The organism is Moorena producens 3L, from assembly GCF_000211815.1.
Lineage (GTDB): Bacteria > Cyanobacteriota > Cyanobacteriia > Cyanobacteriales > Coleofasciculaceae > Moorena > Moorena producens.
In genome coordinates, this window is the sequence record NZ_GL890923.1 from 1 (window position 1) to 17,386 (window position 17,386).

The 17,386-nt window shown below is 40.6% G+C and carries 14 protein-coding genes and 2 pseudogenes; 8 read left to right on the forward strand and 8 right to left on the reverse strand.

What is annotated here, in order from left to right:
• From LYNGBM3L_RS15025 to LYNGBM3L_RS15035, 3 genes and pseudogenes are all read left to right on the forward strand, one after another.
• A pseudogene (locus LYNGBM3L_RS15025) lies at positions 1–770 on the forward strand (methyltransferase domain-containing protein); the annotation flags it as partial.
• Between the two features lie 270 nt (positions 771–1,040).
• Positions 1,041–1,721, forward strand: a complete 681-nt coding sequence (locus LYNGBM3L_RS15030; protein ID WP_008184809.1) for a hypothetical protein — start codon at positions 1,041–1,043, stop codon at positions 1,719–1,721.
• Positions 1,722–1,930: 209 nt separating this feature from the next.
• On the forward strand, positions 1,931–2,647 hold the full coding sequence (locus tag LYNGBM3L_RS15035; RefSeq protein WP_008184811.1) for a hypothetical protein: 717 nt from the start codon (positions 1,931–1,933) through the stop codon (positions 2,645–2,647).
• Between the two features lie 241 nt (positions 2,648–2,888).
• Here the strand turns inward: LYNGBM3L_RS15035 and LYNGBM3L_RS15040 are convergent, their stop codons facing one another.
• Complete coding sequence (locus tag LYNGBM3L_RS15040) at positions 2,889–4,301, reverse strand: reverse transcriptase family protein (protein WP_008184813.1); 1,413 nt, start codon at positions 4,299–4,301, stop codon at positions 2,889–2,891.
• Between the two features lie 5 nt (positions 4,302–4,306).
• Positions 4,307–4,465 carry a hypothetical protein gene (locus LYNGBM3L_RS43605; protein ID WP_154659803.1) on the reverse strand — a complete coding sequence of 53 codons (159 nt, stop codon included), beginning with the start codon at positions 4,463–4,465 and terminating at the stop codon, positions 4,307–4,309.
• Positions 4,466–5,416: 951 nt separating this feature from the next.
• Here LYNGBM3L_RS43605 and LYNGBM3L_RS15045 point away from each other — a divergent pair.
• Together LYNGBM3L_RS15045 and LYNGBM3L_RS15050 are read left to right on the forward strand one after the other, a co-directional pair.
• Positions 5,417–7,162 carry an esterase/lipase family protein gene (locus LYNGBM3L_RS15045; RefSeq protein ID WP_008184815.1) on the forward strand — a complete coding sequence of 582 codons (1,746 nt, stop codon included), beginning with the start codon at positions 5,417–5,419 and terminating at the stop codon, positions 7,160–7,162.
• Positions 7,163–7,484: 322 nt separating this feature from the next.
• Complete coding sequence (locus LYNGBM3L_RS15050; RefSeq protein ID WP_008184817.1) at positions 7,485–7,853, forward strand: translation initiation factor; 369 nt, start codon at positions 7,485–7,487, stop codon at positions 7,851–7,853.
• Between the two features lie 97 nt (positions 7,854–7,950).
• Here LYNGBM3L_RS15050 and LYNGBM3L_RS15055 read toward each other — a convergent pair whose 3' ends face one another.
• The 3 genes from LYNGBM3L_RS15055 to LYNGBM3L_RS15065 all read right to left on the reverse strand — a co-directional run bounded on the left by LYNGBM3L_RS15055 (position 7,951) and on the right by LYNGBM3L_RS15065 (position 10,492).
• On the reverse strand, positions 7,951–8,457 hold the full coding sequence (locus LYNGBM3L_RS15055; protein WP_008184819.1) for a hypothetical protein: 507 nt from the start codon (positions 8,455–8,457) through the stop codon (positions 7,951–7,953).
• Positions 8,458–8,642: 185 nt separating this feature from the next.
• Positions 8,643–9,296, reverse strand: coding sequence for a nucleotidyltransferase family protein (locus tag LYNGBM3L_RS15060; protein ID WP_008184821.1), 654 nt, complete (start codon positions 9,294–9,296; stop codon positions 8,643–8,645).
• Positions 9,297–9,325: 29 nt separating this feature from the next.
• Positions 9,326–10,492 (reverse strand): XdhC family protein, encoded by a 1,167-nt coding sequence (locus LYNGBM3L_RS15065; protein ID WP_008184823.1) that lies wholly within the window; start codon positions 10,490–10,492, stop codon positions 9,326–9,328.
• 94 nt (positions 10,493–10,586) lie between these two features.
• Between LYNGBM3L_RS15065 and LYNGBM3L_RS15070 the strand changes: the two genes are divergently transcribed.
• From LYNGBM3L_RS15070 to LYNGBM3L_RS36540, 3 genes are read left to right on the forward strand one after another with little or no spacing between them, the layout of a single operon-like run.
• Positions 10,587–11,204 carry a glutathione S-transferase family protein gene (locus LYNGBM3L_RS15070; protein WP_008184825.1) on the forward strand — a complete coding sequence of 206 codons (618 nt, stop codon included), beginning with the start codon at positions 10,587–10,589 and terminating at the stop codon, positions 11,202–11,204.
• Between the two features lie 38 nt (positions 11,205–11,242).
• Positions 11,243–12,445 (forward strand): FAD-dependent oxidoreductase, encoded by a 1,203-nt coding sequence (locus LYNGBM3L_RS15075; protein ID WP_044493332.1) that lies wholly within the window; start codon positions 11,243–11,245, stop codon positions 12,443–12,445.
• 14 nt (positions 12,446–12,459) lie between these two features.
• Positions 12,460–13,350, forward strand: a complete 891-nt coding sequence (locus tag LYNGBM3L_RS36540; RefSeq protein ID WP_008184828.1) for a TauD/TfdA dioxygenase family protein — start codon at positions 12,460–12,462, stop codon at positions 13,348–13,350.
• A gap of 254 nt (positions 13,351–13,604) precedes the next feature.
• On the opposite strand, the gene LYNGBM3L_RS15085 is transcribed toward LYNGBM3L_RS36540, so the two are convergent.
• The 3 genes and pseudogenes from LYNGBM3L_RS15085 to LYNGBM3L_RS38400 form a co-directional block, all read right to left on the reverse strand.
• Positions 13,605–14,279: a transaldolase family protein gene (locus LYNGBM3L_RS15085; RefSeq protein WP_008184830.1), complete on the reverse strand. Its 675-nt coding sequence runs from the start codon at positions 14,277–14,279 to the stop codon at positions 13,605–13,607.
• A gap of 184 nt (positions 14,280–14,463) precedes the next feature.
• Positions 14,464–15,648, reverse strand: coding sequence for a nuclear transport factor 2 family protein (locus tag LYNGBM3L_RS15090; protein ID WP_008184832.1), 1,185 nt, complete (start codon positions 15,646–15,648; stop codon positions 14,464–14,466).
• Positions 15,649–15,797: 149 nt separating this feature from the next.
• Positions 15,798–16,936, reverse strand: a pseudogene (locus tag LYNGBM3L_RS38400) (IS630 family transposase).
• Positions 16,937–17,386: the final 450 nt, after the last annotated feature.

Here is a 17,386-nt window from a genome sequence, read left to right on the forward strand (position 1 = left end):
CATATGCACCATGGCTATTATGGCTGGGCGGGTACGTGAGAAGAAACCGACATCAGGCACAAATTGACTTGATTGAGGAATTGCTCTGTTGGGCTGAAGTGGAGCAAGCTAGTACTATTCTGGATGTCGGTTGTGGGATTGGTGGGAGTTCACTTTATTTAGCGCAACAGTTTGAAGCAAATGTTACTGGAATTACCTTAAGTCCAGTTCAAGCATCACGAGGGACTGAACGAGCGCAAGTGGCTGGGTTGGCAACACGGGTTCAGTTTCAGGTTGCTAATGCTTTGGATATGCCTTTTGCTGATGAAACCTTTGATTTTGTCTGGTCGATGGAGAGTGGAGAACATATGCCGGATAAGCAACAGTTTCTTCAAGAATGTTATCGGGTGCTGAAACCTGGGGGAAGGTTTTTAATGGCAACTTGGTGTCATCGTCCGATAACCTTGGCGACGGGACAATTGACAACAGATGAACAGCAGCATTTGGCTGAGATTTATCGGGTTTATTGTTTGCCTTATGTGATTTCTTTGCAGGAGTATGAGGAAATTGCTGGCAATTTGAATTTCCAAACTATTCGGACGGCGGATTGGTCAGATGCGGTTGAACCGTTTTGGGATATTGTGATTGATTCTGCTTTTGAGCCGAAAGCGCTTTTAGGGTTGCTCAATAGTAATTGGAAAATTGTGGAAGCGGCACTGTCGATGGGGTTGATGAGTCGAGGGTATCGCCGGGGCTTGATTCGTTATGGGTTGTTGTCTGGAACCAAGTGAAGGGAACAGGTCGGAGTTGTAGAACATATGAACTATAGCAATCCGATCTGATTCGTGAAATATAGTGGCCGAATCGCTATAACCCTTGCCCAGCAAGGATTTCCTATTTTGCTGATTGAAAAAATGATTTAGTAGGATTGCTATAGGTACTATCAGAGCAAGCTAAAACCGATGAGGGGGCTATAGTTTTAGTCCAAATTTTCTGCATAAGTGACATGCTCCTATAGCTAACTGTATTTTGTAGCTTTAAATTTTAACTAGGGGTAAGTCATGAACCACTTTACTATAGTGATGGAGTTTTTGGGCGATCGCGAAAGATTCCTGAAGGAGGTTGACCAAGGGATTAGGATTGATATCAAAATTATCTCTTTATTAATTGCCAGCTCGGCATTTTTTGGGATTTATGGTGCAATTATCGGCTCGTTTAGTAGCCCTCTCCAGATTATCTCTTCAGCTATCAAATTACCGGCGCTATACTTGTTAACGCTGTTGATTTGTTTACCGACTTTATATTTTTATGAGATTAGCTCAGGCTCTAAACGTAGTTTTGGGCAGTACCTAGCTTTGCTTTTGGCGGCGACATCTGTGATTAGTGTGATGCTATTTGGCTTTGCTCCTATCACTCTCTTTTTCCGTCTCTCGATTGATGATTATACATTTTTTCAGCTCTTAAATATAGTAATATTTGGCATCACTGGGTTAATTGGTGTCAATGTGTTTTACCAATGCATGGGATTGATCACTGAGCAAGAAGCTGAAGAAAACAAATCTCGCACTAGACTTCTTAAAGCTTGGTTAGTGCTGTATGGATTTGTTGGGAGCCAATTGGGATGGACCCTCAGACCATTTTTCGGAGATCCTGGGGAACCTTTTGCCGTATTTCGCGAGCTAGAGAGTAATTTTTATCTGCATTTGTTGGAGTTAATTGGTAAAGTGCTGGGTTGGGGTTAAGGCTTACTATTGATTTGTTGTTTTGAAGCCACACTTGTGGCAGCTATAGCGCTGCCCGCAGCGCTATTTATTCTATCGATAACGGATGGGATTGCTTGGGTGGAAGTAAGAGGACTTGATTTATTCGCGGTGTGATTTTCACTACTGACTGGTGGGTGATTGGGATTGGTTAAAGATATCAGAAAATGGTGTAACAGGAGCGAGATGATATGTCATCAAATTTAGGTAATTTACAGATTACGTCAGAAGATATCAGAAACCTGGTAGATCTGAATTTTGCTAAGCTTGTGGCTATTGATTTTTGTCGGGGGTTTATCTTTAAGAAGCCTAAGCATATGTTATCGGTTCTGTTAACTGAGATATTTATATTGGGTCTGAGTTTAATTTTATTTTTGCCTCCAATCCTGATTTTTATGAAAAATTCTGGCAATTTGCCTGAAGACCAGGCTGGGACAACGGGGCTATTTAGTCTATTGGTGGGATTGTTTGTGTCAGGAATAGTGATTGGGAATGTATATTTATATAAACAAGGGAAGCGAATTAAGTCTTTGGTTAGGTTAATGGATCAGGTTGATAACTATAATGGTGTGATTAAAGCGATTGAGTTAGCTGAACGGATAGAGGCGATTGAGGGGTCAAGTACTGAGTTGAAACAATCTGAAAGCCGTAAAAAAGTTATTGACTCTCTAGCTATTACTAAACAAAGTTTAGTGAATGCTTTACAAGTAGAAAATTTAATCAGAAGTCATGATAATTTAATTGACAGTCGTCAGGTATTGTTAAGCAATCTTGATGATAATTTTGCTACTTTGATGGCTTTTGAGCTGAGTGAGGAAACTGGTGAGTATGGTCGCTTACTTAATCAGTCTCTTCAGATTGGTATGAGTGTACATAAGGAGGTGATAAATTTACAAGGTAAGCGGTAGTTAGTTGAACGCGATCGCGTGGCCGAAAGGCCAAGGTTGTCTGTCAGAATGCAGAATTAAGAATGCAGAAGGCAGAATGTAGAATGTAGAATGTAGAATGTAGAATGTAGAATGTAGAATGTAGAATGTAGAATGCAGAATTACAAATTCTTAATTCTTAATTCTTAATTCTTAATTCTTAATTCTTAATTCTTAATTCTTAATTCTTAATTCTTAATTCAAAAATAAGGTAAGCTGATACCTAATCCCTATTAGATAACCATTTTTCTTTGATGCGTTGGATTTGTGCTTGAAAGAGGGCTGCTTTTTCGGGATTGACCATGGCGATGAAGTTGGCATAGCCTTGAATCGCTGCGATTACATTACTGGAGTTTCCCCAGTGTTTGCTGTCTGGACCGTCTTTTTCGATTTGATAGAGGGTGGCACGGAAGCGTTTTAATTGTTTTCTGGAAATATTGAGATGGTCGTTGACTACAATTCCTGTTACTTCTTGCTGCTGGGATTTCCGTAGGATTCGGGTCTTTTGTTGATTGATAGTAAACCCTTCGTGAGCTACTACGGAGCTGGTGCGTTTTAGGAGTTTACCGATAAAGCGGAGGCTATTACCGGAGGCGGAAAAGGTGAGATCATCGGCATAGCGGGTGTAAATAAAGCCTAAGTCTGTGGCTAGTTTGGTTAGTCGGTGGTCTAAACGACGGCACAATATGTTGGTAATGGCTGGTGAAGCGGGGGAGCCTTGGGGGAGGTGGCGATCGCTTGTGGCTACGTAGTAGGTTTTGCTATCTAGTTCGACTTCTTCGATGTCCGCTTCTGTACATAGTAATCCAAATACTGTTGCTGCTGCTTCTGAATAACCGAATGACCGGAAAAGTCCTTTGACTCGTTGGTAGGAAATGGATGGGAAGAAGTTTTTGAGGTCAATGTTGATAATGACATCAGCACCAACATGAGGCTGGGCGTTGGTTACTATGGAGCGATCGCGTCGAAAGCCGTGAGCTGCATTGTCTAGTTCTAGTTTTTCTAGTATGTTGCTGAGAATCCAGTGTTGTGCTTGTTTTAGTTTTGGTTTGGGTGCGGAAATTAATCGCTCTCCACCGGTTTTTTTGGGAATCTTGAAACGAATGTAGTGAGATATGGTGGCGGTTTTGCGATTAAATGCGAGAAAGCGTAGTTGTCCGAGGGTAATCCCCATGGCTTGAGCAATTTGTTGGGGTGTGCTAAGCAGCGGTAATTTATAGGTTTCTAATCGTATGCGATCGCTTTCGGTATGGTTTAGACCTGGGGATACTTGCTCACCGAGATAGAGTATTTCCTGTTCCTGGCGTATAGCCCACGCTTCGGCACGTTCGAGCCGTTGTTGTTCCCGTCGTTGTTTGGTTTCCTGACGCTTAAGCCTAGACTGGGCTAACCGTTCTTTTAGCAACCGCTTACGCAGTGCTTGTTCGTTTTGTAGTTTCTTACTTTCTTGGCGCAGTTGGGCTAGTTCTCGCTGGAGTTCTCCCCGCCGTCGAATTTCATCAGCTGGATCTTCTGGCATCTCACCTTGTGCTGGCCAAAATCCGTAGCGAATCATTTCTTCGAGGACGAATTCTTCTTTACCTATTTGGCGGATGCGATCGTAGAGTTCCTGACGGGTACGGGGTTGGTCTGACATGGGAACTATTTTTTAGTTTTTAGGTTGGTTGTTCGCGTAGCGTGGCCGTTCGCGTAGCGTGGCCAAAAGGCCAAAAGGCCAAGGTTGTTTGTTATAGCGCTATGGGCAGGGAATAGGGAACAGCGGATCACCGGAACAAAGAAGAGGCAAGAGGCAAGAGGCAAGAGATAAAAAATCCTCTGTACCTGATTAGGCTATAAACCGCTATACATTTTTTCCCATTGTCTTGATGAAGTCGCTGATGGGGGAAATTCCCTTTGGTGGCACCGGTACAGGCAGTTATGGGTGATTGTCAACTGCGCTTTTTCAATTTTAGCTGCTTGCACAAGAGTGTTCCAAGGTGATAGACAGAGCGGTAAGGGGCAGCCCTTTCGATACATCACAGCAGATTCATTTTTGACTAATGTTGCCAGATTTTCAGTTTGAGATACACTCGCAATCCCGTTATATATCACTAGGCATTAAGGTTAGGAAATTTATAAAAGCTGAAAAAGGTGCGACCCGTGGCGAATTTAATTCTTAATGCGGAAAGCGCACCTAAGTTTTTGTAGTCAACTTTAGCATGCATGCCCGCCCTGCTTACTAAGGGGGGTTAGGGGGGATTCCTCTTGCCTTGCGGGTAGCGCTATATGCGTCTTGACAACCTGGGATGGCTTAATCGGCATAGGCATAATCACCATAGAACACAGACAGGCAAAGTATATCGAGCACAATCAAGATTTTTTTCAGTTGTTTCATAGCTAGAACAGCTAGTGTAAAAATTTATTATTGACCGATGCTAATGTAATCACAACTATTATCACAAGTAGTTTATGATTAATTTTTTTTACTCTATTTTAATGTCCATCAGGAAATGATTGAATTTGTCCTACCTGTTGATTGAAAGGCTAAGCAGTGGATACATAAACCAATTTATCGTAAAAATTCCTGGAAAATAAATTATTATGACTCGAAGCTCCTGACTCGAAGCTCCTGACTCGGAGGATAGTTGGTTATGTCGAACTGAGGTAATTTTCAATTATCAATTTTTAATTGACGAAAAACACTGATGGTCTATAGATAAATCAGCAGCTAAGATCGATGAATTAACAGATCAGATGTGATAGGAGATGACAATGTCTGTACCTACCCGTACTCCTTTACCAATTATCCTAATTCGTGGGTTTGGCGGTCTCAATATTGAAGAGGAACAGCGCTTAACCTACCAGGGCTTTAACCAAGGCAGTGTCTATGAACACAAAAAGGGAACAAATGAGATTTATGAAGGATTAATCCTGAGTTTCCTCAAGTCAGACTGGCAATACCAGGATGCTACTAACGTGGTGACCTTTAGTAGTCGGGAAATTGAAGATGAACCAACCCTGCCTCGGAAACTAAAGTCTTTGCAGCAAATGCTCCAGGATGGCAAACCCCTGCCATCATCACTTCAGTGGTTAAAGGATAATGGTATTTTCGATAAATTTAAGCGCCTCAAAGAAGAAACCTATACTTTAAACTATCCAGACAAAACTGAACAAAAAAGATATTTTTCAGGGGATAAAGTAGTCATAAACCCAGAGATGTCAGAATACTTTTTGGAGTCTATCAAAGAGCCTTGGCGCTCTATTTGGGTATTTCGCTACTATGACCTAAAAGAGCGTAAATTTGACACCTATGGTAATGCCTTGGTGCGTCTGATCTACTTAATTCGTGAACTAACGGCGAATCAAGCAGGTGTTAAACCTAAGGTTAACATCATCGCCCATTCTATGGGTGGGTTAATCGCTCGCGAAGCAGTTCAAGTCACCTATCCCAGCCTTGGTCTTAAGGCTGAAGACTACATCAATAAAATTATCACTTTGGGCACTCCTCACCAAGGCATTACCTTCCAAATCTTAGAAGATTGGCTGGGTTTTGGGGGAGAACTAGGAGCTCAAGAAGAATTAGAGCGCTTTAATCTCAAAAATCAAAGTAAGCTCAACAACCCCTATTCGTTCCAAAATTTTGAGAAACACTTTCCCTTAGAACGACTTTTAACTATTGTTGGCACCAACTATAAGTCTTACAATTTGCGACAAGCCTCCTTTCTCAACCGCGTTTTCTCCCCGAGATATGAGTTTGGTTCTAACTATAACCGTAGTGATGGCTTAGTTAAGCAATTCTCTGCCCAAATTCCTGGGGCACCCCGTACCTTTATCCACAAATCCCACGGTGGTTTCGACTCCGTGATTACTTCCCGAGAAGCATTTGAAGTAGCAACGCGCTTTTTCTTTGGGAATGTGCGATCGCGTTTACGTTTTGTCAACGGCCAAATCACTCGGGGTAAGGATTGGTTTGGCAAAAGTGAGTTCTTTCTGGGAGTATCCATTAAACCCCGTCTGGTGGATTTTGAACTGTTCCACCAGAGTGAGGCTGCGGAAAACTGCTATGGTCCGTTTATTAAAGAGGATTTGACCGACGAAAAGCCAGCATTTCCTTGGGCAGATGGCAAAAATCTGATCTGGGAAGGGTACTTGAATACCATATCGATTCTAGAGGATGAGAGCATCCCAGCCCAAGAGAAAGACATGGTCTTACGGCTGGACTTTTACGTCGGTGAGCGGGATTTGTTAGGTCTTGGTTTCTCTGACAATGTCATCTTCCGCAAACAATACTATATTCGGGTTCTGATTGCCAAGACACCCATAGAACTCTACCTCCATAGCGATGAAAAATTTTCTCAGCCAGATTTTACCGCCAATCCCGCTGATAAGATGAAAGAAGTGGATGGTGCCTGGGAATTTCAAGTGCAAGACACTGGATTTGAAGGAACCTTCCAGATCGAAATTGATTGTCTTCCTGAACAGGGACATCCAGAACCGTTCCTTTCCGGGATAGAGTAATGGGTAATGGTTAATTAGTAATGGGTAATGGGTAATTGGTAGTTGATGATTACCGATTACCGATTACCCTGACCCAAAAATCCAGCCACTATTTGGTAAGTGATTGTAAGCTATCAGCGTGTCGCGTATCAGCTTATGCGCTACTTGAGGTGCTACTTGAGGTAGTTATGGGCTATGGGCAAGCTACACCGAACAGCTTTTGAATAAAACCGGTAAGCATTGGTTTATCTCTGTTACGGAAAGCTGACGGCTGACCACTGACGGCTGAATGCTTACAAGTAATTAACCGGAATTGTAAATAGATTGATACTAGATTTAACCAATGGCTTCATCAAAATCAAAACGCAATGCTTCTGACTCCAAAACCTCTGGCAATCGAACTGTCTACCAGGAATTTGGCACTAGCAACGACGCTGCAGTGGAACGACCGATTCAGGAACTTCCCCCAAATCAGCAAGATTTGCGGGTACAGGCATCACGGAAGGGACGTAAGGGAAAAACCGTTACAGTAATTAGTGGATTTCAATCATCACCAGAAACCTTAACCAAGTTACTTAAACAGCTGAAAGGCCAATGTGGTAGTGGTGGTACAGTTAAAGATAATACTATTGAAATTCAAGGAAATCATACTGATAAACTAGTGCAAATAATGATTAAACTGGGCTACAAAGCTAAAGTTAGTGGTGGTTAATGGTATAAGATAAAATAAACCTGGATGTTTAAACACGGATAAACGGATAACCTAATCTTAGGTTATCCGTTTGAATTACTAATTTTAATGACTAAATTTAAATTACTAGTTTGGTAATCCTTAAAACATCGTGATCGGAACGAAGATAGGGAACTGAGGTACTTCTGAATCCAGTAACAAAGGGTCGATGATACAACTTCCAATAAATGGGACTCAGGTCATGAGCGATCGCTTTTAGGGCTTTGAGTTCTTCTGCTAGTTCCGCTGCCAGTTCATTAATCCGTTCAGCGTGGTCATAAGCTTGTTGTGTGGCTTGTTCTATTTGGTCTTCCAGGGTTAGGGGTTGACTGATGGTAAGTGCTGGCTGTAACTGCTGCTGTTTTTGTTCCAACTGGGCTTCTAAGGCTGCGATCGCATTATCGATTCCTAGTATCTCTACCGAGCGTTGGGCGTTTTCACTGGCTTGACGACGGTAGGCTTGAGCGATCGCTTCTGGAGACTGGTCTTCTAAGATAATTTCCTGGCGGGTTAGGGTATCACGTTCAGCACGTAGTGCGGCAATGCTCTGGCGAATTGCGTCAATTTCTGAGTTTATTTGCTCCATTTTTGCCTTTAGCTATGAGTTTTATACTCTTTTTATATTGAACAGTCAACAGCCCCATCCACAAGGGGATGGGGCTTGTCACTAACAGGACTTACGCCATAACTATACCAGTAAGGTGCGTTAATAACGCACTCTACTATAGGGTTTGTATTTGAGATGTAAACCTAGGAGGTCTTGTTTTTTTGTCAAATAAAACTCCGGAGCTCTTGCCCCTCTTGGTTTTTCTCTAACTTCTGGTAATCTCTTGGTGTATCAATATCAATTACACCTAATGGAAAAGGAATACTACATACTTCGTTGTAGTATTTATTGATTAATTTTTTGGCACCCACGGTCTCATCTAAGGTTGCTAGTTCAGAGAAAAATATATGTTTAAACAAAACAGGTACACCTAATGTATCTGCATATTGGCAAGCAACGATGGGTTTTCCCGTATCATGATAGGCTGCCACTAAATAATTAATAATTTCAGGAGAAAGAAACGGCTGGTCACAAACAGTAATAACTGCTGCGTCTATGGTTTCAGAACAAGTGGCAAGGGATAGAATTCCCCTACGAATTGAGGAACCCATTCCCAAATTCCAATCTAGGTTTTCAACTACCGTTACAGAAGGTTGGTTAACTTCAGAATATATCTGTTGGGCATTTGCTCCTAAAACTACTACGACAGGCTTGCAGACTGAAGCCATTGCAGTCTCTATGGTATGGCGAAGCAAGCTGCATCCCTGATAGGGTAAGAGTTGTTTAGGTCTACCCATGCGGGTTGATGCACCTGCTGCTAAGATAATAATAGCAATATTTGATTCAGTTATTTTTAGCTTTGAATTGGTTATTTTCATTTCATAATTAAAATATTAAAAAGTTAAATTCAACAACCTTTATAGTTTTTAATTGGGATTTTATTGACTTGATTTCGTTTATGAATTGGTTCCATGCGGTGTTTTAAAAAGCCACCACCACGGTTTGCTAACACAGCTTGAATTTCAGCAATGATGGATAATGCGATCGCTTCTGGTGTATCTGCACCAATATCAATGCCAACAGGAGTGTGTAACTTTTGTAGCTGTATGGGTGTACATTCTACTCCTGCTGCACGTAAATCTTGCAGTAACCTGGCAGTGCGTTGCTTTGAACCCAAACAACCCAGATAGCTGATAGCAGCAGGGATTAGCACTTTCAAAATTTCTAAATCATCGAGGTAGTTATGAGTCATGACCACAGCAATGGTGTTATCATCAATACAGATTTGCTTGTCTAGAATTTCCCTGCGGGTGAGAATCACCTGATCAGCCATGATAAAACGCTCTTGAGTTACCTCACTCCCTCGACAATCAACTATAGTGACTCGCCACCCTAAGGCTTTAGCAAACTCTGCTACAGGTACACTATCACGACCTGCACCAAAAATTATTAGATGTGGCGGGGGTTTAATCAACTCGATAAAAATATCTACTTTACCGACTGCTAATTGGTATTGATGGAAACTTGAATGTTGATTTTCCAGAGCAGCTTGAGCATCTTTGAGCAAAGCAGCAGTCAAATACTCGTCTTTAATATCAGTATTTACAGTATTATTTGATTGCAGGATTAAACGCGCCCCAACCTTAACATTTACCCTACCTTCCACAGCAATAACAGTGGCAATAATACCTTGCTGCTGGTTATAGAAACATTGATGAATAAAAGCTAAGGGGTTAAGGGGATTATCTTGATTTAGAAGCTCAATAAAGACGTTTACCACACCGTTACAACCCAGCCCAAATCCCCAGATAATGTCCTCATCAGCAGTGGTATCATAAGTGATGACTATGGGTTTTCCGTCTGGCATCGAAACGCGAGTATGCTCAAATACATCATTTTCCAAACAACCACCGCTAATGGTTCCTACCATTTTACCACTTGATGTGATCAGCATTCGCGCACCAGGTTGGCGATAGGTAGAGCCTTGAGCATTGACAACAGTAGCAAGAAATACTTGTTCATTGTTGTGTTGAATTTTGGCAAATGCTGCTATAATATTATTTAGCTCTTTCATCTTGGCTGCTGGACACTCCTGTTATAGCCAAGCTTAACAATTTGGGCTCAATGATGTAAAGTAAAAATTTTCGTGGCTTTTGTGGAGATATTTGATGAATAGAATATTGTATTATCACCAGCAATCAAACTTTTCTCGTAAAATTCGCATATTGTTAGCTGAAAAAAAATTAGATTGCGAACTCAAAGAAGTTAATCTTAAGAATAAACCGTCTGAATTTATTAAAATTTCTCCCATTGGTAAAGTCCCTGTGTTTGTAGAACAAGATGGTACAGTTATTTGGGATTCTACATTAATTGCAGAGTATTTAGACGAAACCTATCCACAACCTAGTTTTTATCCAAGTAATTATCAGGCAAAGCTTGAATGTCGTAAATGGGAAGAAATCGCTGATTATTTAGGTGATAATATCATCAATTTATGGCTTTTAAATTTGACTAATAATTTAGAGGTAACTGATTATCGAACCAAATTAGAAACGTCAATTAATCGCCTTTTACCAATTTTTGATCAACAATTAGCCCAATCTCAATACTTATTAGGCAATGACACATGGACAGCAGCAGATGTAGCAGCGTTATGTTCCTTGGGTTACTACAGCCTTCGCTTGGATAAAGATTGGGGTTCGCGGTATCCTAACTTAGGAAATTGGTTCGAGAAATTACACGAGCGTGAGTCGGTAAATTCAACTGTTCCTATGCCGTTAAATTAAGTATGAAACTACAGGCAAGCGCACAAGAAAAAACTCAAATGGGGAAGTCATCCAAACCATTTATGGAAAAAGTGGCGATTATTGGTGCTGGACTTGGAGGTTTGGCTGTTGCTATAGCACTCCGGAAATGGGGGTATGATGTCCAAGTTTACGAAAAAGCTCAAGATTTTCGGCCCGTTGGTGGTGGTTTGGGGTTGTTACCAAATGGTTTAAATTTCCTTGATGCTATTGAACCGGGGATAGTAGAAACTATCAAAAAGTCAGGTTGTGAGGTTAGGAAAAGCGTTTTAAAGAATACTCAAGGTGAAACACTTCGCACTAACCCAGCAAGCAGATTTGATGATAAATATGGTCAGCCATTGATAACTGTTTGGTGGTGGCGTTTGCAGCAAATTATGGCATCTAAGTTACCATCTGATAGTATTCATCTTAACCATCGCTGCATCGGTTTTGAACAATACGACCGTCACGTGTCAATATATTTTGATAACGGGGAAAAGGTTAGTGCAGATTTGCTAATTGGAGGCGATGGTATAAATTCTGCCATTAGAGAAGCTTTAATTGGAGACGGTAAACCCCGCTATTTAGGAAGTATGTCTTGGCGTACTGTTATCAAATGTAACCAAGAATTACTTAATCCCGGTGAACTCGGATTTGTGAAAGGTAATCAAGAATTTATGTACCTCCTAAATGTCGGTGATGGGCATATTTCCTGGCTATATCGTAAGTTATTACCAGATTGTATTGTTTCCCAAGATGCGGCTGAGGTCAAATCTCGGGTTCTCGATCAATTAGCGGACTGGGGAGAATCATTGCGATCGCTTGTGGAAGCAACACCAGCAGAGCGCATTTTGGCCGGACCAATTTGCGACCGCTTACCGCTAAAATATTGGAGTCAAGGCAGAGTTACGTTGTTGGGTGATGCGGCTCACCCAATGGCTCCTGCTATGGCACAGGGAGCCAATAGTACGTTTGAAGACGCCTATGAACTAGCATTTTGCTGTTCCCAAGCATCGAGCATTGAAGAAGCTCTGGCTACTTATGAACACCGTCGTATACCCCGTACCCAACTGATGCAAACCCGTAGCGCTTTGGGTGAAATGCGTTACTACACAACCGATAGAGAGACTGCTAATCAGCAAATCCAGGAACAGTCACAGATGCGTAGCGAAGAATATCAAGATTGGGTTTTTAACTATAAGCCTGAGGTTAAATTCGATTATAATTATTCTAGTCTCTAGAAACAGTAAATTTTATGATTATCAAAAATCCATTAAAACAAACACAATATAAATCTAGACTAGGAATGGAAGTCCTTCCAGGATGTAACTTACTGCATCTGACCGATTCACAAAGACATGAATTAAAACAATCTCTATGGGAACATGGTGTGATTGTTGTCAAAAATCAACAGCTTACTGCATCGGAGTTAGAAGAATTTGCCATAAAAACTTTTGGAAATTTGATGTTTGGAGGTAATTCTTTTTCTTTAGACCCCGATCTCCCTCCAGATATCCAGAGCCAATATACAGCTATTTTAGGTAATCCTAAAGGATTTGATCAAGAACCTCCTGAAAAGATTTATGGAGCCCGGGTGTGGCATCAAGATAAAGATGGAGTACCCAGAAGAGAAGAATTAGATATGAATGCACTGTATGTTGTCATGCTCTACACTATAAAAGTTCCTGAAGAGGGAGAAAATGGACAACCTCACACCACAGAATATTTAGACTTAGTAGAAGCTTATAACAATCTTGATCCTAGTTATCAAAAGGAATTAGAAGGAATATCAATGTATCAAATGCCACCCATGTTTGATCGTCAAAATCTTGACTGGGATGATGTTCCTAAAAAAGTCCATCCCATTGTTTCAACTCACAAAGTTACGGGTCAAAAAGGATTATATTTGGGTTCTTGGAACACAGCAATTCCTCTGGGTATGGAAGATAAACGAGAAGAAGCCAAACAATACTGGCAAGATTTGTTTCAGACTGTTTTAAAACGCACCCCTGTATATTCCCATGTTTGGGAGCCAGGAGATATTATTTTTTGGGATAACTCACAAGTAATGCACCGGGGAACTTTCTATGATTCTACCAAATACCAGCGTATTGGATTACGGTTAGGAGTTGTGGATTGTCAATGAAATAATGTATCAGCAGTTTGACAAGTCGCTCAAGGAAAAAGAGAACAGGGAAGAGATAAGAGGGCATAGGGAATAGCGATGCGCTGGATCAAGAGGTGCGACCCGTGGCGAATTTAATTCTTAATGGGTCAAGCGCACCTAACAGGGAATTAACGTCCAAGAAGACTGTACCTCATAACTGCAATAAACTCTATATGTATGTTTATGTATTCTCTCTCTATCTGCCTGTTTTCTTATCCAAAACTCAGGTCACATTAAGTTTCAAAAGCTAATTTATCACCAAAGACTTGTTGCCAATCAGTATTAAATTGTTCAACTGCCAAAGGTGTAGCCGGATGTAAAACCATTTGTCCCATTAAACCTACAGGCAAAGTAATCGCACCAACCCCTGCTTGTAATACCTCTAAAACTTGACGCGAATTTTTAAAACTAGCCGGTAATAAACAACAACTTAGGTTTTGTTGTTGGACAAGTTGTTGAAGTTGCTCCACAACTGTGACACCATTTCCCCCCAAAACATCAATTCGATTTACATAAGGAGCTAAATAATCGGCACCTGCTAGTGCAGCTAAAAAACCTTGTTGAACTGTATAAATTGCCGTAGCTAATAGAGGTATCTGCTTCCGATGTAACTGTTTTATTGCCACCAGACCTATTTCCGTGGCGGGAATTTTAACCACAATATCATAGGGTAAAGCTGTTATTTTATCAGCTTCCAAGATTATTTCATCTACAGATTGACTGATAACTTGAATGTGGAAACGTGCCTCATTCCCTAGTATAGAATTTACTTCTTTAAGTAATTGATTAACACCTATATTGGCTTGAGCCAGAATACTGGGGTTGGTTGTTATTCCTTTAATGGGTAAGCAAGAGTGAAAACGTGCTATTTGTTCAACATCGGCACTGTCTAAATATAGTTCTAACATTATTAAATCCTGATTAACCTTTACTGACTGAAAATGCTCCGCAGCACAGTTATGTAAGCGTTAAGGTAAACTTTTTGATATTGAACACCAGATTATGCCAAAACCATATAGTTATGATTTGAGAATAAAAGTGATTTTGGCCAGCAAATTGCGTTCGCTCGTGCTGAGCAAACCTCCAAGCAACTCATAGAATGAGCCATAGCGCAAGTCCCCAGAAAGGAATAAATCGAAACCAGCCAATCCTGGTGTTAACTGCCCCCAAAAGTAAAGCCTGAAAAAGGGAAAAAAGTAATAAATCTACACAGAAAGCTAATGTAAGTCGGTTCGTCATCAATTGCTCCCCAAAATAGTTCATTCTCTCGACCAAATCTCCAAACTCTGGTCGTCCCATAACCCCCCAAACTAAGGCAATGATCCCCACTATCATTCCTGTCCAACCAAATACACGAGCTAATATTCCCTTGTTCGTTTCCTCCTTTACTGGAGGAATTGGTGTATTATAGCGCAGTGCCATATAAGGGGTAAGAACAGCATTGGTTCCGAACATCGCCAGACTCCAAATGAGAATCTTGGGGAAATGAGTTGTCCTTCTATCGACGAGGAGTAGAGGTAAAAACATAAAAATCCAAGCTTCGGCAAAGTTGAAGAGTGCTTCTAAGCTAGGATGAACCACTGGTGCTTCTAGATAATGAATGCCTACGAGGTTCAAAAGGGGTAAAATAAAGAAAAAATTCAGAGATTCATTTACTATTTCCTCTATAGTTTCTGGTTGAATAGCCCAAGCGGGTTCCCCTGGAATAAGTTGCCCTGGTGGAGATAGCAACAGAATGTAAATATAGGCGATCGCTATTAACCAAAAGACTAGAGCAAGAAAGCGTTGACTTTTTGGAATCCCTTGGCCTAAGGGAGAGATTTCCCTGGTACTTTTATCTTGCCGAGGTTTCAGCAGTCGCCGTATCAGCGGAGATACCAGTCGGATGATCAAGAATGCCGCCTTCCCTGGTTTTATGGGGGGTTCAACCAGATCACGGGCTAAAACTAACTTGCCAGTTACCTCAGAAAAACGATAAAAGCTAACACCTCGTCCGTTGGGAAAGGGAATGCCGTCTAACTCAACGTGCCATAGTACTCCTACTGCCAGGGGATCCCCTGTGGTGATATCGTCAATGACAAATTTTAAATCATCCGGGATACCTTGACAGGATTCTTCCAGAAGTTGTCTGACAGCTTCCTTTCCTTTGAATGGTTGGGAAAAGTTGAGATCCTCGTAAATACACTGGTCGTCTATCCACTCCATCGCAGCGTTAACATCCCTACGATTGATTGCTTCATACATGGACTGGATCAGATTATGGGCAGGTGTGGTCATGAGATTTTAGATTTTAGATTTTAAGTAAGCATTTAGTGGTAAACCTGCATGGCAGGGATTAACAGAAGCACCTTTCCAAAACTTATCTGGTGTAATTGGTAAATCACGGATACATTTACCTGTAGCATGCTAAATAAGCTGTTGCGCATTTAAACTGTGATAACAGCATTGCCTTTGTTTTTTATTTTTCGTACCCATTTTATAATTAACCCTCCTTCATTTAAAAGATGATTTAACAAACATTCTAATTCTTCAATTGATTTGAAAACTCGATTGGCAATATATTCTTTTGCTGAATGCCAAACCAATTCAATTAAGTTATAATCAGGACTATACTCGGGAAGATATTCTAAATAAATATTCGGCATATCTTCTTCTATTTTATGAATATATTCGGCTTTTTTGTGAAAACTAGCATTGTCTAAAATAATGACGATTTTCGGTCCTTTCTTAGCAAAGTCTTCTAGTTTATTACCCGCTTCCATCCATTCATTTTCTAGCTCTTTATAAAAGGTTTTTAAAACTTTATAAAAAGTTTGACTATTGCTTTTTTTGAGGAAATCTACAAATCTTTTTTTATCTGAATATCGCAAAGCTCCCATCACATTAACTCTCCCTTGCCTTTCGGGCAAAGCCCGACGCTGCGCGAACGGTCTCCTCTAACTTTTTTTCGCTTTCCTCTTTTACACCAGTTTTTTCTTCTGATGACTCTCAAACTAAATCCGCTTTCATCCCAAAACCATACCTGAAGACGCTCTGGGCTTTCTTTTTCTATTTTTAAATACTCATCTAGTTTCTTTTTAAATGCTTCCCTTTTTTTAGGGTCTTTTTTAGAATCTAAGCTATACTTTGACCAAAGGTAAACATATTTTTTCTTGACTAGTATCCTACGAACTTGAGACCCACTTAACTTGATGCCTGTTGTATCTTCTAAATGAACGGCTAATTTTTGAGCTGTCCATCGACCAAATTCATATCCTAATTCTTCGGGTTCTTTTTCGACTAATTCTAATAATACTTCTATATATTGTTTTGTTGCTTTTTGGTGATTGCCTTTCATTCTTTTATCTTTAAGACTCTCTAAGTCATCTGGATCTCCGTGGACACACCAATAACAGACTGTGTTCTTTGAACAACCCAAAACTTCAGCAATTTCTAACTGTGTTTTTCCACTATTCAACAACAGCAAAATTAAAATACGTTCTCTAATATTTCCATTTTCTTCTATTTTTAAGGCTTTTTGAAGTATTGTTTTTTGCTCTTGTGTCAGATAATTTTTTGCTGGCATATTTCCTATTATTGGGTTATTTATTAATTTTTATTATACCAATTTAAATGCCGAACAGCTTAGCATTAGCGATCGCAGATGAAGTCTGCCTGTTTTTCGACCACAGACTTTTGAGCCGTTCCACCTCCGCAATCAGTTGTTCAATTCCCTAGTTGGCAGTTGCAGCACCAGCTCCACCAGAACTGATTGGGGCAGCAGTTCCAGAGCTTCAAACCTATTTGGGATAGCTGACGGTTTAATTTCCATGGTTCTAAAATACTAATCATCTTTCCCCTTTTGTCAACCCCACCACCTGAATGCTTACAAATAATTTAGATATAACTCGTTGCACACAAATGTAACCAGTAAGGACAATTTAAAAATCCCTGAAACCACTTTCAGCAAAGGATTTCGTGATTTTTAGCAGGGAGAACTTCAGTCAGAAGCGATCACACCATCATCTTTCCCAGA

Excerpts from the sequence above, each read along its gene's own strand:
- LYNGBM3L_RS15035 (WP_008184811.1), top strand. The coding sequence starts at position 1,931 with ATGTCATCAAATTTAGGTAATTTACAGATTACGTCAGAAGATATCAGA.
- LYNGBM3L_RS15045 (WP_008184815.1), top strand. The coding sequence starts at position 5,417 with ATGTCTGTACCTACCCGTACTCCTTTACCAATTATCCTAATTCGTGGG.
- LYNGBM3L_RS36540 (WP_008184828.1), top strand. The coding sequence starts at position 12,460 with ATGATTATCAAAAATCCATTAAAACAAACACAATATAAATCTAGACTA.
- LYNGBM3L_RS15070 (WP_008184825.1), top strand. The coding sequence starts at position 10,587 with ATGAATAGAATATTGTATTATCACCAGCAATCAAACTTTTCTCGTAAA.
- LYNGBM3L_RS15055 (WP_008184819.1), bottom strand. The coding sequence starts at position 8,457 with ATGGAGCAAATAAACTCAGAAATTGACGCAATTCGCCAGAGCATTGCC.
- LYNGBM3L_RS15040 (WP_008184813.1), bottom strand. The coding sequence starts at position 4,301 with ATGTCAGACCAACCCCGTACCCGTCAGGAACTCTACGATCGCATCCGC.
- LYNGBM3L_RS15085 (WP_008184830.1), bottom strand. The coding sequence starts at position 14,279 with ATGTTAGAACTATATTTAGACAGTGCCGATGTTGAACAAATAGCACGT.
- LYNGBM3L_RS15065 (WP_008184823.1), bottom strand. The coding sequence starts at position 10,492 with ATGAAAGAGCTAAATAATATTATAGCAGCATTTGCCAAAATTCAACAC.
- LYNGBM3L_RS15075 (WP_044493332.1), top strand. The coding sequence starts at position 11,243 with ATGGGGAAGTCATCCAAACCATTTATGGAAAAAGTGGCGATTATTGGT.
- LYNGBM3L_RS15030 (WP_008184809.1), top strand. The coding sequence starts at position 1,041 with ATGAACCACTTTACTATAGTGATGGAGTTTTTGGGCGATCGCGAAAGA.
- LYNGBM3L_RS15050 (WP_008184817.1), top strand. The coding sequence starts at position 7,485 with ATGGCTTCATCAAAATCAAAACGCAATGCTTCTGACTCCAAAACCTCT.
- LYNGBM3L_RS15060 (WP_008184821.1), bottom strand. The coding sequence starts at position 9,296 with ATGAAAATAACCAATTCAAAGCTAAAAATAACTGAATCAAATATTGCT.
- LYNGBM3L_RS15090 (WP_008184832.1), bottom strand. The coding sequence starts at position 15,648 with ATGACCACACCTGCCCATAATCTGATCCAGTCCATGTATGAAGCAATC.